This is a genomic window from Alicyclobacillus pomorum DSM 14955, assembly GCF_000472905.1.
GTDB lineage: Bacteria > Bacillota > Bacilli > Alicyclobacillales > Alicyclobacillaceae > Alicyclobacillus_A > Alicyclobacillus_A pomorum.
This window is the reverse complement of the sequence record NZ_AXAR01000023.1, coordinates 13,686-34,826: the sequence shown is the minus strand read 5'-3', so window position 1 is coordinate 34,826 and position 21,141 is coordinate 13,686. Positions and strand designations below refer to the sequence as shown.

General features: G+C 55.0%; 21 protein-coding genes. 1 reads left to right on the top strand and 20 read right to left on the bottom strand.

Annotation, left to right across the window (positions count from 1 at the left end; genetic code table 11):
• Window positions 1-16 precede the first annotated feature (16 nt).
• From dnaG to rpsU, 14 genes are all read right to left on the bottom strand, one after another.
• Window positions 17-1,840 carry a DNA primase gene (gene dnaG, locus YWK_RS0116590; protein WP_026965683.1) on the bottom strand — a complete coding sequence of 608 codons (1,824 nt, stop codon included), beginning with the start codon at window positions 1,838-1,840 and terminating at the stop codon, window positions 17-19.
• Window positions 1,841-2,208: 368 nt separating this feature from the next.
• Window positions 2,209-3,024, bottom strand: a complete 816-nt coding sequence (locus YWK_RS0116575; RefSeq protein WP_026965682.1) for a pyruvate, water dikinase regulatory protein — start codon at window positions 3,022-3,024, stop codon at window positions 2,209-2,211.
• Between the two features lie 23 nt (window positions 3,025-3,047).
• Window positions 3,048-3,686 (bottom strand): transcriptional regulator CcpN, encoded by a 639-nt coding sequence (ccpN, locus tag YWK_RS0116570; RefSeq protein WP_026965681.1) that lies wholly within the window; start codon window positions 3,684-3,686, stop codon window positions 3,048-3,050.
• An 86-nt stretch (window positions 3,687-3,772) separates the two neighbouring features.
• Window positions 3,773-4,558 (bottom strand): DNA repair protein RecO, encoded by a 786-nt coding sequence (gene recO, locus YWK_RS0116565; protein ID WP_035467363.1) that lies wholly within the window; start codon window positions 4,556-4,558, stop codon window positions 3,773-3,775.
• A 38-nt stretch (window positions 4,559-4,596) separates the two neighbouring features.
• On the bottom strand, window positions 4,597-4,746 hold the full coding sequence (locus tag YWK_RS21640; RefSeq protein ID WP_084453811.1) for a YqzL family protein: 150 nt from the start codon (window positions 4,744-4,746) through the stop codon (window positions 4,597-4,599).
• Window positions 4,747-4,861: 115 nt separating this feature from the next.
• A complete protein-coding gene (gene era, locus YWK_RS0116555; RefSeq protein WP_026965679.1) occupies window positions 4,862-5,773 on the bottom strand; it encodes a GTPase Era in 912 nt (303 codons plus the stop codon).
• A complete protein-coding gene (locus tag YWK_RS20460) occupies window positions 5,757-6,290 on the bottom strand; it encodes a diacylglycerol kinase family protein (protein ID WP_051375699.1) in 534 nt (177 codons plus the stop codon). The genes era and YWK_RS20460 overlap by 17 nt, the downstream gene beginning before the upstream one ends.
• The gene (gene ybeY / locus YWK_RS0116545) at window positions 6,290-6,736 is read right to left on the bottom strand and encodes an rRNA maturation RNase YbeY (RefSeq protein ID WP_051375703.1); all 447 of its coding nucleotides are present in this window, start codon (window positions 6,734-6,736) and stop codon (window positions 6,290-6,292) included. The genes YWK_RS20460 and ybeY overlap by 1 nt, the downstream gene beginning before the upstream one ends.
• Before the next feature lie 38 nt (window positions 6,737-6,774).
• Window positions 6,775-8,892, bottom strand: coding sequence for an HD family phosphohydrolase (locus YWK_RS0116540; protein WP_026965677.1), 2,118 nt, complete (start codon window positions 8,890-8,892; stop codon window positions 6,775-6,777).
• An 83-nt stretch (window positions 8,893-8,975) separates the two neighbouring features.
• Window positions 8,976-9,953 (bottom strand): PhoH family protein, encoded by a 978-nt coding sequence (locus tag YWK_RS0116535; RefSeq protein ID WP_051375698.1) that lies wholly within the window; start codon window positions 9,951-9,953, stop codon window positions 8,976-8,978.
• A 99-nt stretch (window positions 9,954-10,052) separates the two neighbouring features.
• Window positions 10,053-11,222 (bottom strand): sporulation protein YqfD, encoded by a 1,170-nt coding sequence (gene yqfD / locus YWK_RS20455; protein WP_084453810.1) that lies wholly within the window; start codon window positions 11,220-11,222, stop codon window positions 10,053-10,055.
• Window positions 11,219-11,515: a YabP/YqfC family sporulation protein gene (locus YWK_RS0116525; protein ID WP_026965675.1), complete on the bottom strand. Its 297-nt coding sequence runs from the start codon at window positions 11,513-11,515 to the stop codon at window positions 11,219-11,221. Before YWK_RS0116525 ends, yqfD begins: the two co-directional genes overlap by 4 nt.
• 188 nt (window positions 11,516-11,703) lie before the next feature.
• Window positions 11,704-12,147: a GatB/YqeY domain-containing protein gene (locus YWK_RS0116520; protein ID WP_026965674.1), complete on the bottom strand. Its 444-nt coding sequence runs from the start codon at window positions 12,145-12,147 to the stop codon at window positions 11,704-11,706.
• 24 nt (window positions 12,148-12,171) lie between these two features.
• Window positions 12,172-12,351 (bottom strand): 30S ribosomal protein S21, encoded by a 180-nt coding sequence (rpsU, locus tag YWK_RS0116515; RefSeq protein WP_026965673.1) that lies wholly within the window; start codon window positions 12,349-12,351, stop codon window positions 12,172-12,174.
• Between the two features lie 157 nt (window positions 12,352-12,508).
• On the opposite strand from rpsU, the gene YWK_RS0116510 reads away from it, so the two are divergent.
• Window positions 12,509-13,444: a Na/Pi cotransporter family protein gene (locus YWK_RS0116510; protein ID WP_026965672.1), complete on the top strand. Its 936-nt coding sequence runs from the start codon at window positions 12,509-12,511 to the stop codon at window positions 13,442-13,444.
• On the opposite strand, the gene deoC is transcribed toward YWK_RS0116510, so the two are convergent.
• The 6 genes from deoC to dnaK all read right to left on the bottom strand — a co-directional run bounded on the left by deoC (window position 13,418) and on the right by dnaK (window position 21,106).
• Window positions 13,418-14,716 carry a deoxyribose-phosphate aldolase gene (gene deoC, locus YWK_RS21635; RefSeq protein WP_035467361.1) on the bottom strand — a complete coding sequence of 433 codons (1,299 nt, stop codon included), beginning with the start codon at window positions 14,714-14,716 and terminating at the stop codon, window positions 13,418-13,420. The genes YWK_RS0116510 and deoC overlap by 27 nt on opposite strands.
• On the bottom strand, window positions 14,713-16,143 hold the full coding sequence (gene mtaB / locus YWK_RS0116500) for a tRNA (N(6)-L-threonylcarbamoyladenosine(37)-C(2))-methylthiotransferase MtaB (protein ID WP_026965670.1): 1,431 nt from the start codon (window positions 16,141-16,143) through the stop codon (window positions 14,713-14,715). Before mtaB ends, deoC begins: the two co-directional genes overlap by 4 nt.
• Window positions 16,144-16,148: 5 nt before the next feature.
• Window positions 16,149-16,913, bottom strand: coding sequence for an RsmE family RNA methyltransferase (locus YWK_RS0116495; RefSeq protein WP_026965669.1), 765 nt, complete (start codon window positions 16,911-16,913; stop codon window positions 16,149-16,151).
• Complete coding sequence (prmA, locus tag YWK_RS0116490) at window positions 16,910-17,854, bottom strand: 50S ribosomal protein L11 methyltransferase (protein WP_026965668.1); 945 nt, start codon at window positions 17,852-17,854, stop codon at window positions 16,910-16,912. Before prmA ends, YWK_RS0116495 begins: the two co-directional genes overlap by 4 nt.
• Before the next feature lie 73 nt (window positions 17,855-17,927).
• The gene (gene dnaJ, locus YWK_RS0116485) at window positions 17,928-19,049 is read right to left on the bottom strand and encodes a molecular chaperone DnaJ (RefSeq protein WP_026965667.1); all 1,122 of its coding nucleotides are present in this window, start codon (window positions 19,047-19,049) and stop codon (window positions 17,928-17,930) included.
• Between the two features lie 218 nt (window positions 19,050-19,267).
• A complete protein-coding gene (gene dnaK / locus YWK_RS0116480) occupies window positions 19,268-21,106 on the bottom strand; it encodes a molecular chaperone DnaK (protein WP_026965666.1) in 1,839 nt (612 codons plus the stop codon).
• Window positions 21,107-21,141 lie beyond the last annotated feature (35 nt).

Genomic DNA, 21,141 nt, shown 5'->3' with positions numbered 1-21,141 from the left:
TCCTTCCCCGCCTCCTTTACCCTGTGACGTTTCCTCGCGTTTGTTGTCGTAGTGCGTTCAATTCTGTCTGGAGTTCTTCCACTCTGTGTTTCAGGACGTCAATGTCGTCACGGCCATCGACCTGCGCCTGTACAAGCTCTTCCATCGCTTGCTGCAGTGCCTCTTCGGTGCGTTGCAAATGAATAATTCTCAGGCAGTCATCAATGACATCCTGGTCAAACTCAGGTGGATCCTCCATCAGCAGTGACGACGCGAGTCTTGCCAACAGGGGATCCTCTAAACTATCTACAAAAGCGATGGCGCTGCCGTCCGGATGCTCACTGCGGAAATGATAAAGATGTGCCAGCAACGCAGTTTGTTCCGGCTGAGCCAACTCATCGACTTCGCGCTCTAGCAACCAGTGATATGCCTCGCTGTTCGTCAACAGCGCCTGCAACACGTGATTGCTTGCAACGACGTCTTTTCGTGGCAAGGGTGTTTCGTTCAGCCGCACCTCCGGACGAGGCGGTCGCTGGAAGCTTTTCCGCTTATGATGTTGTTTCGAGACAAGCCTGAGCTCTTCCTTCAAGGCATCGACAGAAATTTGAAACTCCATCGCGAGACGCCGCAACTCCGCATCTTGTTCGATGGGTGTCCCACGTTCCCCCAGCAAAGCCAATGTTTGCCGAAGAAAATCGGTACGCCCTGCGGCGCTGTCTAGTTGAGCGTGCCTGCGCAACTCGTTCAGCAAAAACTCCAACTCTGTCAAGGCAAAGTGGTGCAATTGGCGAACAAAGGCATCCGCCCCTTTACTGCGAATGAAATCGTCAGGGTCCTGCCCCTCGGGAAACGTTGCCACGCGAACGCCGAGGTGGCTTTGGCCGGCGATTTCGATGGCCCTTTTTGCAGCTTTGACACCTGCGTCATCACCGTCGTACGCGATGATGAGTGTCTCCGCATACCGTTTCAAGACGCGCGCATGATCCACCGTGATGGCGGTTCCCATGGTGGCCACTGCATTCTTGACACCAGCTTGCCAAGCGGAAATGACGTCCATGTATCCTTCCATCAAAACCGCCGTTCGCGTCTTACGCATTTCTCGTTTCGCGAAGTGAAGGTTGAATAACACTTCGCTCTTGTGAAATAACAACGTTTCCGGCGAATTGAGATACTTGGGTTTTCCGTCTGGCGCGATGGCTCTCCCGCCAAATGAAATGACGCGTCCTTGGCCGTCACAAATGGGAATCATGACGCGGTTGCGAAACCTGTCGACCACTTTTGATCCCAGCGCAATGCCGAGCCCTGATTCCACAATCACCGGGAGCTCATATCCTCGTTTGCGCAAAAACCGGACCAACGCGTCCTCCGCGTCTGGAGCAGCACCGATTTGAAAGTCCACCATCGTTTGTCGAGAAATTCCTCTGCCTTCCAAATACGTTAGGGCTTGCACACCCGCCGCAGAATTCATTAGAATGTAGTTATAATATTTCGCAGCTAACTGGTGTGCATCGAACATCCGTTGCCGCTGTTGGTTCTGTGGGCTGTGATCCGGCACAGCGTCAACTGCCACCGGAAGTGTTAGGCCCGCTTTCTCCGCCAGTTTGACAACGGCTTCGGAAAAGGTCAGACCTTCGATGTCCATCACAAATCGAAGCACAGTACCACCGGCTCCGCATCCGAAACAGTGGTACAGTTGCCTGTCTGGCGACACGGAGAATGACGGTGACTTTTCATTGTGAAAAGGACACAGTCCAACGAAAGATCTGCCCGTCCGCCTGAGTTGCACGTACTCGGAAATCACGTCGACAATGTCGACGGACTTTCGCAATTCCTCGACAAACTCGTCGGGAATTTTCGTCACCCCATCACCTTCTTCTGAGCCCTGCTGCGTGCAGCGCCTTCGGCGTCGGGATGGTGGGTTGTCACACTCGCCATCGGTATTGCGTTTTGTTGCATGGTGTCTTATTCTACAACAAAGGGTCTATTTCCTCCTTTGCGTAAAAAATCCTCGCATCTTCTTCGCCAGCAATCGACACGGGGTGCCCACGGGCTGCACGAATCCCCATAGAAACAACCTCTAGTATCGACCCACATAGTAAAATTTATCCTCATAAAGAACCCTGCATTCAAGTCTATGGTCGTTTTATACAGGTTATGTACTGAACATACGCAACGAGGCCGTACCTCAACCAGGCACGACCCCAAGCCGCAATGGACCCTATTCAGATGTCAGCGCTTCCTTGTCACGTAATCCAGAATGATGGCTGCTGTCTCTTCCACCGCTTTGTCGCTGACGTCGATAACGAGACAGTTCAGCTGATTGATGATGGAATTCGCGTACTCCAATTCTTTCATAATCCGTTCATAACTGGCATAGCTCGCATCTGGTGTAAGTCCAAGCGCCTTCAGCCGTTCCTGACGAATCAGGTTGAGTTTGTCCGGACGGATGGTCAATCCAACGACCTTCCGCTGATCTGCCAACTGAAACAGCTCTTCTGGAGGAGAAACTTCAGGCACCAGCGGAACATTGGCGACGCGCAGGCGGCGGTGTGCGAGGTACATACTCAAAGGGGTCTTGGAGGTTCTCGAGACACCCACGAGCACAATGTCGGCCCGTTCGAGTCCACGCGGATCGCGTCCATCATCGTACTTCACCGCAAACTCAATAGCCTCTACGCGTCGAAAGTAGTCGTCGTCCAGTTGATGCACCAGACCGGCTTTGCGATGCGGCGTTTGCCCCAACACGTGTTCAAACGCGTCCAACATCGGCCCCATGATGTCCACTACGGGTACCCCGTTTGCGGCCGCCTCGGCCGCCAGGTGTTCCCGCAGGTGGGGGAGAACAATGGTATATGCAATAATGGCGCTCTCTTCCTTCGCGCTCTGTACCGTTTCGTCAATCACCGCAGTGTCGTTCACGTGAGAAACGCGCCGCAAGTCGACGTGTCCGCCGTCAAATTGGCTGGCTGCGGCGCGCACAACAAACTCAGCCGTTTCCCCGACGGAATCGGAGACGATGTAGACAACTGGCATCTGCCCTGTCATTCTTTCCCCTCCCGTATATCGTCCTAAACATCGCGATACTGGCCGAGTTCCACAAAGGCCCTGGTTACAGTGGTCTTGGACACTCGACCGACAACTTCCAAACCAGACTGCTCCGCGTTGTGACGGACGACGGGCAGAGAGTCGACTTCGTGGCGCACCATGAGTGAGGCCGCCTCGTACAGCGACTCTTCCACATCCACAGTAATCACATGCGGCAAGCGGGTCATGGCCATATTCACAGGAAATTGACGGATGTCTCCGCCACCAATGGCCACCTTGAGCAGATCCTTGCGCGAGACAACACCTTGCAAAAAGCCGTCGCGCACGACAATCAACGTGCCTACGTCTTCCATAAACATCGTGACGATGGCGTCGTATACCGATGTCTTTTCCGTAATCACCACCGGTACCGCCTTGTAGTCCTTCACTTTTAGCTTGCGCAAGGCCTCCCCATACAGGTCGGCGTTCTTTTTGCCGCTGTAATAATACCCTACTCGAGGGCGCGCTTCCAGATAGCCTGCCATTGTCAGAATCGAGAGATCCGGTCGCAGCGTCGCTCGCGTCAAGTTGAGAATGTCTGCAATGCGCTCTCCAGTAATCGGTCCGTGCCGCTTCACAATCTCAATTATCTGCTCCTGACGTTTCGTCAGTTCGATGACCATCACCCCCGCTCAATCCGTCATACTATTTGATGCATGATTGTAATTAGTATATAACACTCGAACAGCGTTTGCACATGATGGTCACCTTACTCCTGGGTGTCAGGATACACTTCGTCAATGCTGTCCAGGAACGACCGCGACCTTGGCCAAAGCCCGGCAAAATCGCGGAGCTGCACTTCCAGAATGCGCTTGATGGCTTCCAGTGTCGCCTGTGACAACCGAACCGACCCAAGGCGGTTCCACGGCACGATTTCAAAACTCTTTAATATCTTGGGAACCGAACTTGGCGTAACCCACATGGACTGTCCAGGATCACGGTTTCCCGCGTACTTCGATGCACAAAGTTCGCAGACAAACCCACCTTCTCTAGGGCTGTATGCGGCGTTCTCCAGCCCTTCCCGATGGCAATGAACACAAGTGGTCCAGTCCGGACTCGCACCCACCAGCCGCAAAATCTTCGTTTCCCAAATCCGCGCGGTCACCGGAGGCGGGCTTTCCTGCATCTCGAGCCGGTCCAATGCTCCAGCAAACAAGCGATAAACGACCTCACTCCCATTCGGAGCCTCTTCTGAAATGGCAGCCACCAATTCACAAAAATAGGCGGCATACGCCGCCCGTTGGAGGTCCTCCCGCAACCCACGCCGTGAGTTGACCATCTCCACTTGTGACAAAGTTCCCATTCCGGATCTGCGGTATAACGTAAACGTTCCCTGGACACACAGCTGTACTCCGGCCGCCAGGCGGCTTTGCGGCTTCTTGGCACCCCTTGCCATAACAGCGACCAAGCCGCCCGGTGTCAGCAATGTCACAATGGCATCCGATTCACCATAGGCTATGCTCCGTACCACGATGGCTTCCGTGTTGTAAAGCAACCGACAACTCCACTCCCAAAGGTTCAGACAACCCCTGATTACTCCATGGATGGTTCTATCGTGTCCGCCTCGCTGTTCAGTTCCTCAGCATCCTGTTCGCGTTCCTGATGTTTTTTGTACAGCAAATACGCATGAATGTCACCCGTCATTGTGAAGTATCTCCATGAAAAATCCCGCAACCAAATCATCTCCTCTACAGAGTTTCATTTCAGCTGCGTGGTATTTCAGGGTGCCTCACATCTAGAGTGCCGCGGCCAGACACGAATATACTATGAACAAACTGCCAAGCTGGTCACTGCTGCGTCAGCGCTCATCAAGACCAAACCGTCTCAGCAGTGCCGGCTCATTGCGCCAATCCTTTTTCACTTTCACCCAAAGTTCCAGATATACCTTGTTCCCGAACAGTGCCTCTAACTCTTTTCGAGCGAGTTGTCCCACCTTCTTGAGCATCGCGCCGCGCTTGCCAATCAGAATGCCTTTTTGACTTTCGCGCTCCGTGTAGATCACCGCGTGAACGTAGAGAACATTGCTGTTCTCCCGACGCTCCAGTTGCTCCACCACGACTGCCACTGAGTGTGGTACCTCTTCTCGGGTTAAGTGCAGGACTTTCTCTCGAATGTTCTCCGCAATGATGAACTGCTCTGGATGATCCGTGACCATGTCTTCCGGATAGAATTTCGGCCCTTCCGGCAGCAGCTTCGCCAACGCACTTGTGAGCACATCCAATTGAATGTGTTCCTTCGCAGATACGGGAATGATTTCGGCAAACGGCCCCTTCTGACTGTAGTCCGCTATCATCTTCAGGAGGTCAGGTTTAGGGACCGCGTCCACTTTGTTAATGATGAGAAACACGGGTGTCTGTACACCGTGAATTTTCTCGAGGACGTGGTCATCACCGGGATGGCCCGGCTCCGTGGCGTCGCACACAAACAGAATGACATCCACTTCCCGGAACGTGGCCTCCGCGGCTTCTACCATGTACTCGCCCAGCCGATGGTGAGGTTTGTGAATGCCCGGTGTATCAATAAACACAATCTGCATGTCATTCGTCGTCAACACGCCGCGAATACGGTTTCTCGTGGTCTGAGGTCGATTCGACATGATGGCGACCTTTTGACCCACTAAGGCGTTCAACAAAGTCGACTTACCCACGTTTGGTCGCCCGATGAGAGCGGCAAACCCTGATTTAAACGGCTTGTCACGGTCGGCGTCCATGGTTTGTCTCCTCCGATACAATGGGATATATGTAAAGCTTGCGTCTCATCCATGAACACAACGCCAGGATGAACAAGAAGATCAATCCAACCAAGCTCACCAGGGCACCGCCCAGATGCGCGAGAGACCATAGTCGAAAATGCCAAGGAAGCATGGCCACAGCGACGTACCCTCCGACGGCCACTGCGCCGACGCTGACCATCAGGACAGCTGCTGCAGCCACATCCTTGGCGAATTTGGCGAGGGAGTGAACACGTCCCCCTGCGGCTAGGTCCACTAAGCGCTCGACCGATGTGTTCACCAACTCTGCGGAAAACACCAGACAAACAGCCGCTATTGTGGCCGTGACCAAAGGCAGAGGCGGTCGGACGCACAAGTTCCAAACAAGTACGAGACAGGCGCCCACGAAGTGGATTTTGGTGTTCCGCTCTGTGACTAAGGCGTAACACATCCCGTCCAGTGCAGCAGCGAAGGAGGCCATGAGAGATTGGCGGCGGCCGTGTGCAGACCTGTGCATTAACCGCTCACCGAATTCCTCGTGAGGCCGAGTTTTTGAAGGACATCTTCTTGCAGCTGAAACATCTCGCGCTCAGACGCCTCATCCTGGTGATCATAGCCAATTAAGTGTAAAAACCCGTGCACTAACAAAAAACCGATTTCTCGCTCGACGCTGTGGTGATATTCGGCCGCTTGGGCGACGGCTCGCGGCACGCTAATGACGATGTCGCCGAGCAATTCCAGCCCGTCAGTTTCTGCCACAGACGGTACGTCGTCGCCTTCGCGAAGCGCAAACGACAGCACATCGGTCGGCCGGTCAACACCCCGATAGTCCCGGTTCAACGTATGGATTTCCTCGTCGGATACGAACGAAACAGAAACTTCTCCCGAAGTCGACACGTGCTCTCCTGCTGCTTGCAACACCTTTTGCACGAACGACTCGTTGATACTTGGATATGGGGACATATCCACGCGAACGTCCACGCTGGTCTCAATCACCACATTCACCGCGATACTTCCTTTCGGATTTTCTCGGGATCTGGATACTCAATCCTCGAGTGATAAATACCCTTTAACGTCTTCATGAATGCGCCAACCATCACATCCAAATCCTGCAAAGTCAAATCGCACTCGTCCAGTTGCCCATCCTGAAGCCTGTCACGGATGATTTTACGGATGACGCCTTCGACGCGGTTCGGCGTAGGTCGAGACATGCTGCGTACAGCCGCTTCCACCGCGTCGCAGATCATCACGATGGCACATTCCCGTGTTTTCGGCTTCGGCCCTGGATAGCGGTAATCATCAATGCTCACAGTTCCATTCTTATCCGCTTCTCTGGCCTTGTTGTAGAAGTACCAGAGAATGGTCGTCCCGTGGTGCGTCGCACAGATATCGCGAATCGGCTTCGGCAAGCCCGCGTTCTCGAGCATTTCCAGTCCGTCGGTCACGTGCGACGTGATAATCAGATGGCTGAGGCTCGGCGCAATCTTGTCGTGCGGGTTGTCCCTGGTCATCTGGTTCTCAACGAAGAACAACGGCCGCTTCGTCTTCCCCACGTCATGGTAATACGCGCCGACGCGGCAGATCAGTGGATCTGCCCCTACGATTTCTGCGGCGGCTTCCGCGAGATTCCCGACAATCAAACTGTGGTGATACGTGCCGGGTGCCTCCATCAGGAGTTTCTTCAACAGCGGATTGTTCGGGTTGGACAACTCCAGTAAGCGAATGGAAGTCAGCAACCCAAAAGCCGTCTCAAAGAACGGCAGAATGCCCATGGTCAACACGGCACTGATCAACCCATTGAGAATACCCATGCCGATGTACAGCGAGAACGAATGGAAGTTCATCCGGTTATCGGTTTCCATCAGGTACATCGCCGTAATACCCAGGACGTTGATGCCCGCTACGAAAAATCCAGCGCGCATAAACGTGCCTCGATGCGTGACCTTTGCCACGCTGTACGCCCCGACGAGCGACCCGAGAAACGCGATGCACGCGAACCAGTAATCATAGCCCTCGGCGGCACCAAACAACAAGGATACGTAAAACGACGCGACCACCGCCAAGGAGGCGTCCATCAACACCGTAATCAGCATCGAACCAACGGACAGCGGAACCAAGTACGCGACGGAAGTAGGTCCACCGCTGTTGGTGATTCCCTTTGTACAGGAAATCAAAATCGACATGAGTAAAAGGATCAGTCCGAGAATGACGAGCATCAAGTTGTCCAGTTTTCGTCGCGGCGAACGACGTTCAATGTACGTCGCAACGAGGCCGACAGAAATGGCCATGAACAACGCAAATCCCAGAAAAATCTTGTAGTTCGGCTCCTTGCTGTACAAGCCCACGTCACGCAGCCGGCTCTGGACACTTTGCGTAATGATCCCGTTCTTAGAGACAATGACGTCTCCTTGATGAATGTACACGTCCGGTACGGCTCTCGCCGCAGCGTCCCTCGCCGCTTTCGTGGCGTCGGGCTTGTACACCATATTCGGCTTAAGGACACTTTCGACCACGTCCTGCACAATCAAGCGGGACACGCGGTCCAGATCAAAAATTTGCATCTGGCGATCCACCAGAAGACCCGCTTGCTGTGCTGAGTCCTCGTAGAACGGCGCCCCTAGTAAATCTTGAACAATCCGCAACGACACACTCTGCAGCACGCCCAATTGATGAACGTTCATGCTGAGCATGGCCTGCAGCGTGGATTGCGAGACCTTCTGCGGAGCCACCGAGGTCAGTTCTTCGAGCTTCTCCGACTGCGTCAGAGATTTGTCAGAAATAACCTGGGTCGCCGTCGAGAACAGCTTTTGGACACTGGTCACAGCCTCTTCCTCGACGGCAGTAGACTGCTCGTACTGCTTTGGAACCTTGTCCATTGCATCCTGTTTTGCGCGCTGTGTGGCTAGCGTATCCACAGCGGTGATAGGGGCTACAATGGTCACAGGACTGGTCTGCCCAACTTGGAACTGATACCGCGGTGGCAGCACACTCCCAATGAGCACGAGGTACATGGCAATCGCCATGGCAACGTATACCCCAATCCTCACCTTCGGACTTTCGCGGAAGGTTGGGTCATCCAGGAACTTTTGTAAGGTTCGGTTCCAATTCGACAACTGCAACGCAATTTCCCCTTAACTGAGAGTGTTCGAACCCACACTCGGTGTTCGAATGGTCCCACTCCGTCTGCCTGCCGCAGGTGTACTCACTGCGGCAAGGCACTTGCATCATGATCATAAGCCTCGATGATCTTCTGCACCAAGTGGTGCCGGACCACGTCGTGTCCGCTGAAGTAATGAAATGCGATACCTGGGATATCGGTCAACAACCGGGATGCTTGCACAAGCCCCGACAGTCGTCCGCGGGGCAGGTCAATCTGCGTGACGTCTCCGGTAATCACCATTTTTGATCCAAAACCGAGCCTCGTCAAAAACATTTTCATTTGCTCGGCTGTGGTATTCTGCGCTTCGTCCAGAATGACAAATGAGTCGTCCAGGGTGCGTCCGCGCATGTACGCCAGCGGCGCCACCTCAATATTTCCCCGTTCAAAGCCACGCTGCACCTGCTCCAGACCGTAGACGTCGTACAGCGCGTCGTAAATGGGTCGCAGGTACGGATCCACCTTTTCCTGCAGATCTCCAGGCAAGAAACCGAGATTTTCCCCAGCTTCCACAGCCGGGCGCGTCAGCACAATCCGCTTCACTTCGCCGCGCTTCAAAGCCATGACCGCGAGGGCTACGGCAAGGTACGTTTTGCCTGTCCCGGCTGGCCCTACACCAAACACGATGTCGTTCTTGCGGATGGCATCCACATAGCGGCGCTGCCCCAACGTCTTGACGCGGATGACTTTACCGCGATAGGTGGTTGCGACTTCAGCGGTATACAGTGGGACGAGTTCATTAATCTCGCCTGCTTTTGCCAAGTCAATCGCGTACCGATAATCGCCTTCAGACAAATGTACGCCTAACTGGGACAGTTGCGTCACTGCCCGGAGTATGGCGTACATCGCTTCTACTTCTTCTTCTTTGCCACTCAAACTGACTTCGGTACCTCTGGTCGTCACCTTTGCTTCTTCATAGGCGTGATCTAACAGATGCAACAACGCATCGTTCGGGCCGAGGACGGATACCGCTTCTTCGTTCGTTGCGAATGCCCATTTGCGAACGATGATCTCTTGCCCCAAAAGGCACCCAACTCCTTTGTCGCGGCAAGGTCGCTGACCGCCCCACTGACGATAGGACGGACCTTTCGCCTGTTGACCAGCCTCACCATCCGGCGGCTGCTAAGACGAGGCGGCCACGCCGATATTTTCATCAGTCTTCGTTAAAATCGTTTCATATAGCTTACCATGCTGTACTTCGCGATGTAAAACCGTTTGCTCGAGAATTTCTCCATCTCCGCGCATTTGGCCGCGGACGTCTTGGGCTGCTAACGCAAGTGCATTCCGTGCTGCATCGTCTTCTGATTGCTTCACTTGAGCGGGAGACACTTCATACAAAGTGACCTGCTTCCATTGGACAGGCAGCGTCAAACCTCCCAGTTTCCAGTCCGACGTCTCGTCCCGTTCGTAAGTGGCTTGGTAGTCGGGTTGTTGCCATCCCCAGAAGCGCAGGTTCAGGCCCCCCAAGGTCAGGTAGTCTCGTTCTACGTGGTTGCCTGTGAGGGCAGATTGATTCACCTGTAGCGGAATGGTGATCCGCGTGTTGTACCACACCTCCGCAAACACCTGCCCATCTGCAGGCACCCATTTCGTACCGCCCGCGAGGTTCCCGGAAATCACCACGTCACCAGGGTGCACGACTTGGCCTGGCTTGACCATGACGGTTCCGCGGTTGGCAAACACCCTGCGAATGACACCCGGTTTCCCTGCGATGACGTCGTGCGGTGTCTTGTTCAGTGGTTGGACATCCGGCACTTTCGGAACCGCTTCAATACGGACTTTGCTGCCATCCATTTGTACTCCCACCCACATCAGGTTGGGTAACTTTTTCAGCAGTCTGCTCTGGATGACATCAGGCTCGGGAACCTTCGACTTCCAGGAACCTGGATACACGCCCAATTCTCTGGCGGCCTGTATCACCAGTTGCCTGGAATCGTCCTCAACCCCTGAAACGTCTACCTGCCAGATGACGTTCCCAAGTCCGTACAACGCGACGAAAAACAAAGCAATGCCTACGAGCATAGCCTTTCTCCGCCGTAGTTTGCGGATGAAAAACGGCATGCCGGAACGCGACGTAAACCTCAACTTAACACCATGTTTACGGCAGGCGGGATAGAACGCGTCAAAGTCCCTTAGACAGACACCCACTGTGCCGCGGTCACCTTTTACAAATACGTCGTGCAGCACCACACCTTTTTGTTGCATGTCCAGCAGCAACGCCTGAATGTTGGAACCACGGACTTCCATAAATACGTATCCGAATACAATGTGCTCCAGCTGGGGGCGTTTCACCTCTGCCCCTCCTTTTTGGGGAGGTAGGAAATTTGTCCGACCACACCGCGCACATGTACTTCCCGCTCGGCGACAAGCGTGACCACAAAACCTTCCCCTTGCAGAAGGAGTATAGAATTGCCGAGATCAATTTCGACCGCCGTGTCCGCCACGCGCAGTAGCGAGTGGATGTTTTCGACAATCACTTGCCCACCGTCGAGACAGGTGAGGCGGGAGACATCCAACAACGCATCGGGTGGCAAGGACAACCATTCCGTCGCAGCGCGACGAACTCTCTGCTTCCACGTGCGCATGATTGTCCCTCCTTCTCAATCCATCGTATGTCTGACGCACACACGCTAGTACACGGTTTGGGACACATCATGCCACCTCGCGCGCCACATGTTGAACCCCGTCGGGATCGGTTTCTAACGCAAAAAACCCGCCAGAATACTGGCGGGTTTGGCGTAACATGTATGCAATATATGGAAGATCCGGAGGGTCAGGCGAGCAACGACTGTACAATCGTCTGAACCAGACGTCCATCCGCTTTGCCTTTGACCTTCGGCATCACCGCGGACATCACTTTCCCCACATCAGACTTTCCAGACGCACCCAATTCTGCAATAACACCTTGAACGATTTCTCTCAGTTCATCTTCCGTCAACTGTTTTGGAAGATACGACATCAAGATATCGATTTCTCCCTGAACTTCTTCCATCAGGTCGACACGTCCGGCACTCTCGAACGCCTGGAGGGAGTCACGGCGTTGCTTGAGTTCCTTCTGGATGACTGCGAGGACTTCTTCGTCCGTCAGGGGTTGCCCGGTTTCGATTTCCCGGTTCTTCACAGCTGCCTTGACCATCCGTAGAACGGACAAGCGGACTTTATCTTTCGCTTTCATCGCTTGCTTCAGGTCTTCGGTGAGTTGCGCGGTCAAGTTCACTGTTGAATCCCCCTATTTGCGGAATTAGTAAGATTTGCGTTTCTTCCGTGCAGCTTCAGACTTCTTCTTGCGGGCTACACTCGGTTTCTCGTAGTGTTTGCGCTTGCGAATCTCCGCAAGGATACCATCGCGCGCAGTCGCTTTCTTAAATCGGCGCAACGCACTGTCCAAAGATTCGTTTTTGCGAACCTTGATCTCGGACATCTCTCTCCCTCCCTCCAAGCAAAGCGAATCATGAATCAGACGTATTATAGTATAGCAAAAAAACAAGTGTCAAACTCGAGCCTTTCGCCATACCTCTCAAAATTGAGGCATGTACACCAGGGATGGGGCATACGCTCAGACAGGTGAGGTGTTGTCCATGTGGTTGAGCGTTATCGTCACCGCCCTGTCCCTCGCAGCGTTTCTCGGAGGATTGCACGTTATGAGACAGGGACTCGAAGGCATGGGGCATGGCCGACTCCCTGTGTTGCTCAAACGCTTTTCAAAAACGCCGACACGCGGTATCCTCACGGGTGCTGTCGTCACGGCGTTGATGCAGAGCAGTGCAGCTGTGACGGCGATATCTGTCGGGCTCGTATCCAGTGGCAGCTTGTACTTTCGCGACGCGCTCGGAATCGTGCTCGGGGCGAATGTAGGCTCTACCATTACACCGCAGATGCTGACCTTTGACTTGTGGGCCCTTGTCATTCCATGCCTCGCCGCCGGCTTTCTTGGATATGCCAGCCAAAAACCGAGACTTCGCAACCCCAGCATGGCTCTGATTGGCTTCGGCACGCTTATCGTCGCCCTGGAAGCGTTAACGACTGCGTTGCAACCCTTAGCAACCACGGAATGGTTCCATCATTGTTTGGAATATGCCGGACAAAATCCGCTGCTCGCCGTCTGTGTCGGATGCCTGCTGAGTGCCGCCATCCAGTCGAGCACAGCGACGACCGTTATCACCATGGCCCTGGCGACGCAGTCTCTCATCCCGTTATCAGGCGCCATCGCCATCGTGCTGGGCGCAAACGTGGGCACCTGTTTCACATCCGTGATTGCCGCGTTGGGCCAAAGTCGTCCTGCGCAGCAGGTCGCTTTGGCCCACGTGTTGTTGAACGTCGGCGGAGTCACGATTTTTCTACCCATCATTGCGCCCTTTTCCGACTGGATGACTCACTTGGCTGACACACCTGCGCAACAAATTGCCAACGCACACACGCTCTTTAATGTCATCTGTACGGTACTCGTTTGGCCCGTCGCCACCACGTTTGCGCGACTTGTGGAACGCTTACTTCCGGACCAAGCTCGGACCTGAACTGGTACCAATGCGGGTTGCACCGTAGCGCAGGAACGCGACTGCGTCTTTTTGTGTGCGAATCCCGCCAGACGCCTTCACACCCAAACGCCCTTGTGTCGCCATCGCCATCAGCGCCACATCCGCCACCCGCGCACCAGAAGCTGCGAATCCCGTCGAGGTCTTCACAAAGTCAGCGCCGGCAGCGGCAGAGATGAGCGCAGCCATGGCAACTTGAGCGTACGTTAGGAACTGCGTTTCGAAAATCACTTTTACTTTTGCGTTTGCAGCATGGACGGTCTCGCAGACGGTGTGGATGTGCTCATATACAGTCCAAATATCGTCCTCTCGCATGGAGCCGATAGGCAGTACCATATCCACTTCCGCCGCCCCATTTTCGACGACTCGCCGAGCCTCATACGCCAATGCTTCCGCATCCGAAGCACCCAGCGGGAAGCTGATGACCGTGCAGGGAATCACCGAACTCCCCCGTAGCTTCGCAGAGACAGTTGCCACGTGTTGCGGGTTGACGCATACCGTTTTGAACCGATGACGGAGCGCGTCAAGACACACGTTTTCAATATGCAAAACACTGGCCTCAGGTTTCAGAAGCGTATGCTCAATGGCTTGCCGCACGGACTCGACTGCGTTGTCAATGTCCTTCGGAAGCGTCGGAGTGGCCGCCGACGCTGGTAGCACCGATGTCAATCGCTCGTACATCTCAGGTGCAACCACAGCCAACTCGCTGCGAACTGCTTTGCACAAATCCTCCACAGTACCACGTACGTTTACCCAGACTTCATCCAAGGCCGCGCCGTCGGTGGATGCCGGAAGCGCTCGCCACTTCGTCTCCCACTGTTGTTGGTGCCAGCGCCACAATACGTCCGCCTTATCGAACACCCACGACCAATTCGCGTACCCTTTCTCGTCGTGGATTCGCTTGGCCTCGTCCCACGGCAGAAAATACGCAGCGCGAATCTCTTCTTCCTGAACGACGGGTTCGTCCGCTTCATCGATTTCTTCCAGCAGAAAGAAGCGAACCTGCTTGCGGACGGGTTCCCCATCTCGTTCAATCCGGTACTCCACCCGGCCAATTGGCGCCAATACGCGGGCTTCTACACCGGTTTCTTCACGGATTTCCCGAACCGCCGCGTCTTCCCACGTCTCACCTGGCTCCACGTGACCCTTCGGAAACGTCACGTGCCCGTAGTTGTCGTCAATCATCAGGACTTCTCTCCCGGCTTTGCCGAGTCGTATGACCAACCCGCCAGCCGCTCGCTCAATGCGACTCATACTGTTCCCCCTGACACTTGAACAATTTCGTCAAACGCCTCAAGGTCAACATCTGCAAACGTCACCTGTTCGGAGAGCTCACCCAGTTGAAGTTGGCTGCCCACCTCAGTCAGAATCACCTTACAGACTTCGCCCATCAAGGACTCAGGCTGTACGTCCGCCGGCACCGGGAATGCCACCTTCAGGTAGTTCTCGGCGTGGCCTGTGAGCCAATATCCAGGCCGTCCATCCGGGCCCCTCCCCGGTGCGCTGTTTCGAGACTCCTCGTGGTACGGTTCTTCCACGACGACTTCTACCGCTTTTCCTTGATGTTGCCGCGCATACTCCAAGGTCAGTGATTCGGACAGTGCAAGCAGCCGATGCACGCGCTCTTCTTTCACCGCTTCCGAGACCTGGTCTGGGAAACGCGCAGCAGGTGTACCTTTCCGAGGCGAATACGGGAAAACATGCAATTGTGAAAACTGCTGTTCGCGGATGAACGCTTCTGTTGCGTCAAAATACGCATCTGTTTCACCAGGAAAACCGACAATCACGTCGCTGGTAATGGCCACGTCTGGCAATGTTCGACGCAGTTTCGCCAGTTTGTCCGCGTACTGCTCCACCGTGTAGTGCCGGTTCATCTTGCGCAGTACTTGATTGTGCCCCGCCTGCAGCGGAATGTGGAGGTGCTTACAAACTTTCCGCGACGTACCGAGGACTTCAATCAAGTGGTCGTCGATTTCACTCGCCTCAATGGAACTGATACGGACGCGGTACAGTTCGTCAATTTGCTCTAGGTCTTGCAAGAGATGTGCCAGTCGGTATCCCTGTAAATCCGCACCGTATCCCCCGGTGTGAATGCCGGTCAAAACAATCTCGCGGTATCCCGCCTTCGCCAACTTACGCGCCTGTGCCAAAATACTCTCTGGCTTTCGGCTGCGGATGAGTCCGCGCGCGTAAGGAATAATGCAAAAGGTACAGAAGTTATTGCACCCATCTTGAATCTTCAAATTGGCCCGCGACCGTTCCTCAAAGAACGGCACGTCCATCTCTTCGAACTCGCGGGTCTTGAGAATGTTCCCAACAGACTGGTACGGATGCTGCTCTCGTTGTACCTGTTCCACAAGCTCCACAATTTTTGTCTTTCTGTCGTTCCCAACAACCAAATCCACACCCTGGATGGCCGCAATCTCATCCGGGGCAATTTGCGCATAGCACCCTGTCACAACCACCGTGGCGTCCGCATTGGTGCGAATGGCCCTGCGGATGATTTGGCGCGACTTCTTGTCCCCTGTGTTCGTGACCGTACACGTGTTGATGACGTATACATCCGCTTTCTCCTCAAACGGCACCTGTTCGTATCCATTGGCCTTGAACATGCGCCAAATAGCTTCCGTATCGTAAAAGTTGACCTTGCAGCCAAGGGTGTGAAACGCCACCGTCGGCATGAGTTTCAACCTCCTAATTGACGAAAGTGATGTAACATCGCGGAGGCGGCGACAAGGCCCGCGGTTTCCGTACGCAGCGTTCTCCGGCCGAGCGACGTGCGTATGGCGTCCACCTGCTGAGACCACTCCGTCCGTTCCGCGTCGGACCATCCGCCTTCCGGACCGACAACAACGACGATGGTCTGTTGCTTCGCGTCCCAAGCTCGGCTTTCCAACACTGGGTACAGTCCCGCCTCGTCCTCGTTCTCGTCGAGAAATGCGACGAGATCTGGAGCTCGGTCACGGCACCATGCCAGCGCCTCTGGAAGGTGCGCTGTAAAGTCGACAGTGGGAATCACATCCCGATGTGACTGGCTTGCCGCTTCCCGCACAACTTTACGCCACCGATTCAATTTCGCTCTGCTCTTGCGTTCGTCTAATCGGACGACCGAACGCGCAGTGGCAACCACGAGAAAGCCGGCGACACCCAGCTCCGTATTATGTTGCAGAATGGTATCTATTTTATCACCTTTAGCGAGCGCCTGAATGAGGTATACTTTGGTGGTACTCTCGTGGCTCGCGAGACGCTCCTTCAACAAGACACGCACGACGCCGCTGTGCACATCGACGTCTGTCACGTGCCCAAGATACGCTTGTCCTGCACTAGCGAGCGCAACCTGTTCCCCCGGTACCACGCGCAACACGCGGGCAAAATGGTGGCCGTCTTCTCCTGTGACATCCACGGTTTGCCCTTCGCAGAGAGGTATATCGACAAAGATTCTTGGATTCAAGCGCGCTTCCTCCCGACCAAGGCAACCCAGTCTTCCTTGCGCAACCGCTGTTCCACCGCAAATCCGTGTGTATCCATCGCGTCGCGGATGGCTTGCTCCTGGCTCGTGACGAAGCCAGACAGTACAATCCGTCCCCCTGCAGCAACTTTCTCCGCAGCCTGTGGCATCATGCGAATGAGGATGTCCCGCAGAATGTTGGCCACGAGCACATCGTACGTCGTGTCGACCGATGGAGACAGCAAGTCGCCTTGCTCCACGACGATGGTCTGTTCAACGCCATTGTCCGCCACATTCGCTCGCGCGGCAGAGACGGCCACAGGGTCGATATCAATCGCGAGCACTTGACGGGCCCCTAATTTGGCTGCCGCAATGGCAAGCACCGCAGTTCCGCAACCGACGTCAATCACCGATGCTCCGTTCAGTGGGAAGGCCTGCAAGGCTTCCAAACATAATTGGGTGGTCGCATGCGTTCCTGTGCCAAAGGCCATCCCAGGTTCGAGCACCACGGCTTCGCGTGAACCCATCTCGACCTTGTCTACCCACCACTTCGGGATAATCATCAACTTGTCCCCGACCGCAATGGGCTGAAAACCGTCCTTCCAGGCGTTTTCCCAACTCGACTCGTCGACCAGGGACATGTTCAGATTGTCTAGGGCAGAGCCCACGTGAACACCCGCAGCGTTCACTCGCACAATGGCTTCCTCCAGCCGCTGTCGAATATCCGCCTCAGCGACAGTCTCGGGCAGGTACACGCTGATGTCCGTCGTTTCGGAGTCCGTCAGTTGTTCGTCCATCCACTCCCCGAACTCCGGGTTCTTCACGGACTCTCGTGGGCCGCCTTCCATGGAAACACCTTGGATTTCCGGCCACTCGTGGAGAACCGCCGCCACCGCCTCGGCTGCCTCCCACGGTACAGTGAATCGCACTTGCCACCATTTCATTTGCTACACCTCATAACGTGAAGCGGCCCTTTGGGCCGCCGAAGTCATAGTATGCACTTGTCTGGCACCTGCCTCAGTCGTCTCCCAGAAAAGCGCTTTTCATGCGGTCAATGAACGACCGCGTCTGTTCCTGGGGCGTCTCCCCCAACTCCTTGCCGAGCTCGCGAAAGAGGTCTTTTTGCCGCTCGGTCAGGTTCGTTGGCGTTATCACGTGAACGCGCACATGTTGGTCGCCACGCTGGTTAGATCCGAGTCGAACAATTCCCTTCCCTTTCAACCGGAAAGACGTCCCTGTCTGCGTCCCTTCCGGAATACGCAGTTTCACAGCACCGTCCAGCGTCGGCACTTCCACTTCGTCGCCTAACGCGGCCTGGACAAACGTCAGTGGGTAATCCACATATACGTTGGTGCCTTCACGTTCAAACACCTCGTGTGGCCGTACGCGGATGACGATGTGCAAATCGCCCGGCTGGCCTCCATTCGGACTGCTCTCCCCAGCGCCCGGTATGCGCAGTCGGGTTCCGTTGTCTACGCCGGCAGGGACCCGTACACTCACCGTCCGACGTACGCGGCGCCGACCTTGTCCGTGACAATCTGGACACGGCGTGGAAATGTGAACACCTCGGCCTCGGCATGCAGAGCAGACCTTGCGATTGACCATGCGGCCAAACGGTGTGTTCACCACAGTCTGCTGTTCACCTGTCCCCTTACAGACTGAACATTGTTCCACCTTCGTGCCCGGCTTCGCTCCAGAGCCCGTACAAGTGGAACACGTCTCGGTCCGAGGAATTTGAATTTGCTTTTCCACGCCAAAAGCTGCTTCTTCAAATTCAATCTCCAGCTCGTACTCCAGGTCGTGACCACGCTGGGGGCCACGTTGTGTCCGCCCACCGAAGAACATGTCGAAAATATCGCCAAAGCCGCCGAAGTCGCCAAATCCGTCAAATCCTGCACCGCCCCCCATGCCTTGTGTGGGATCGGTGTGGCCGAACTGGTCGTACTGGGCACGCTTATTTGCATCCGATAATACTTCGTACGCTTCGGAGATTTCCTTGAACTTCTCGGCAGCGTTCGGATCGTCCTTGTTGACGTCAGGATGGTACTGCCGAGCCAACTTGCGGTAGGCCTTCTTGATCTCATCCTGGCTGGCCGAGCGACTGACACCAAGCACTTCATAGTAGTCTCTTTTACTCACTTGATGTTACCCCCTCCCACCAGTCCAACCGATTGTACCACAGAGACACATAGCGGCTCAGCGGTTGTCTATACGTGGACCGTGTCTGGCTCTTCCCGAACAGCTTGGTTTCAGTGCGCACGGGTTCCATGCGCTGAAACGTCCGCAAACATGCAGACACGTGGCAGGGAAGAGTTCCCTGCCACGCGGGCGAAAGAATCAGTCGAAGGACGCTCGGATCACTTGTCCTCGTCGACCACTTTGTAGTCTGCGTCGACGACGTTGTCATCCTTTTTCGCTCCAGCGTCTGCACCACCTTGTGCGGACTGCGTTTGTGCGGATTGTGCCGCTTGCTCGTAGAGCTTCGTGGTCAGCTTGTGCACAACTTCCGTCAGCGCCTCAGAAGCACGCTTGACCGCATCAATGTCGTTGCCTGCAAGTGCATCGCGCAACGCCTGTTTCTTGTCTTCCGCTTCCTTCTTCAAATCGGCGTCTGCCTTGTCGCCCAGATCCTTCAACGTCTTGTCTGTCTGGTAAATCAATTGGTCGGCCTGGTTCCGAATTTCGATTTCCTCGCGGCGCTTGCGGTCTTCTTCTGCGTGCAGTTCCGCCTCTTTCATCATACGCTCAATCTCTTCTTTGGAGAGACCGCTCGACGAAGTAATGGTAATCCGCTGGCTCTTACCCGTGCCCAAATCCTTCGCGGACACGTTCACAATGCCATTCGCGTCAATGTCAAACGTGACTTCAATCTGCGGAACGCCGCGTGGTGCCGGCGGAATGTCGCTCAACGTGAAGCGGCCGAGCGTTTTGTTATCGCGCGCCATTTCACGTTCGCCTTGCAGCACGTGGATTTCCACGGATGTCTGGTTATCCGCTGCAGTGGAGAAGATCTGGCTCTTGGAAGTCGGAATGGTGGTGTTCCGCTCAATCAACCGCGTGAAGACACCGCCCAGCGTCTCAATGCCGAGAGACAATGGCGTCACGTCCAACAACACCACGTCTTTGACTTCGCCCGTCAACACACCCGCTTGGATGGCCGCGCCGATGGCCACCACTTCGTCAGGGTTTACGCCCTTCGATGGCTCTTTGCCAATCAGCTTCTTGATGGCTTCCTGCACAGCCGGAATCCGCGTGGATCCACCCACGAGAATGACCTTGTCAATGTCGTTCACTGTGAGCCCCGCGTCCTGCAACGCTTGGCGCGTTGGGCCGAGCGTCGCCTCCACGAGATCCGCTGTCATCTCCTCGAACTTCGCACGCGTCAAGTTCACTTCGAGGTGCTTCGGCCCTGTCGCGTCTGCTGAGATGAACGGCAGGGAGATGGTGGTTGTCAGCGTCGACGAGAGCTCTTTCTTCGCCTTCTCCGCAGCGTCCTTCAGGCGCTGTACAGCCATTTTGTCGTTGCGCAGGTCAATCCCGGTGTCCCGCTTGAACGTTTCCACCAAGAAATCGATGATTTTCTGGTCGAAGTCGTCGCCACCGAGGTGGTTGTTACCACTGGTCGCCTTCACTTCGAAGACACCGTCACCGAGCTCCAGAATCGAGACGTCGAACGTACCACCACCCAGGTCGTACACCAGAATCGTCTGCTCGCCTTCCTTGTCTAGACCGTACGCCAAAGCCGCTGCGGTTGGCTCGTTGACAATGCGCAACACTTCCAGGCCGGCAATCTTGCCCGCGTCTTTCGTCGCTTGCCGCTGACTGTCGCTGAAGTAAGCTGGGACTGTGATGACAGCTTGTGTCACCGGTTCTCCCAAGAACGCCTCCGCGTCGGCCTTCAACTTGCGCAAAATCATCGCCGAAATCTCTTGTGGCGTATAGCCATTGCCATCAATGGTCACCTTGTGATCCGTACCCATATGCCGCTTGATGGAGATAATGGTTCTATCCGGATTCGTAATGGCTTGCCGCTTCGCGACGTCACCAATCAAACGTTCTCCGTCTTTGCCGAAGGCCACAACGGACGGGGTGGTGCGTCCCCCTTCTGCATTCGGGATGACGACGGCCTCGCCGCCTTCCATCACTGCAACGCAGGAGTTTGTTGTACCCAAGTCAATCCCGATGACTTTTCCCATATAGTAAGTCTCCTTCCGTCTTCAAAAGTTAATGT

Coding starts and splice junctions, on each gene's coding strand:
- YWK_RS0116575 (WP_026965682.1), bottom strand. CDS start 3,024: ATGACAGGGCAGATGCCAGTTGTCTACATCGTCTCCGATTCCGTCGGG.
- ccpN (WP_026965681.1), bottom strand. CDS start 3,686: ATGGTCATCGAACTGACGAAACGTCAGGAGCAGATAATTGAGATTGTG.
- YWK_RS21640 (WP_084453811.1), bottom strand. CDS start 4,746: ATGATTTGGTTGCGGGATTTTTCATGGAGATACTTCACAATGACGGGT.
- era (WP_026965679.1), bottom strand. CDS start 5,773: ATGGACGCCGACCGTGACAAGCCGTTTAAATCAGGGTTTGCCGCTCTC.
- YWK_RS20460 (WP_051375699.1), bottom strand. CDS start 6,290: ATGCACAGGTCTGCACACGGCCGCCGCCAATCTCTCATGGCCTCCTTC.
- ybeY (WP_051375703.1), bottom strand. CDS start 6,736: ATGTCCCCATATCCAAGTATCAACGAGTCGTTCGTGCAAAAGGTGTTG.
- YWK_RS0116525 (WP_026965675.1), bottom strand. CDS start 11,515: ATGCGCACGTGGAAGCAGAGAGTTCGTCGCGCTGCGACGGAATGGTTG.
- rpsU (WP_026965673.1), bottom strand. CDS start 12,351: ATGTCCGAGATCAAGGTTCGCAAAAACGAATCTTTGGACAGTGCGTTG.
- YWK_RS0116510 (WP_026965672.1), top strand. CDS start 12,509: ATGTGGTTGAGCGTTATCGTCACCGCCCTGTCCCTCGCAGCGTTTCTC.
- deoC (WP_035467361.1), bottom strand. CDS start 14,716: ATGAGTCGCATTGAGCGAGCGGCTGGCGGGTTGGTCATACGACTCGGC.
- mtaB (WP_026965670.1), bottom strand. CDS start 16,143: ATGCCGACGGTGGCGTTTCACACCCTTGGCTGCAAGGTCAACTTTTAC.
- prmA (WP_026965668.1), bottom strand. CDS start 17,854: ATGAAATGGTGGCAAGTGCGATTCACTGTACCGTGGGAGGCAGCCGAG.
- dnaK (WP_026965666.1), bottom strand. CDS start 21,106: ATGGGAAAAGTCATCGGGATTGACTTGGGTACAACAAACTCCTGCGTT.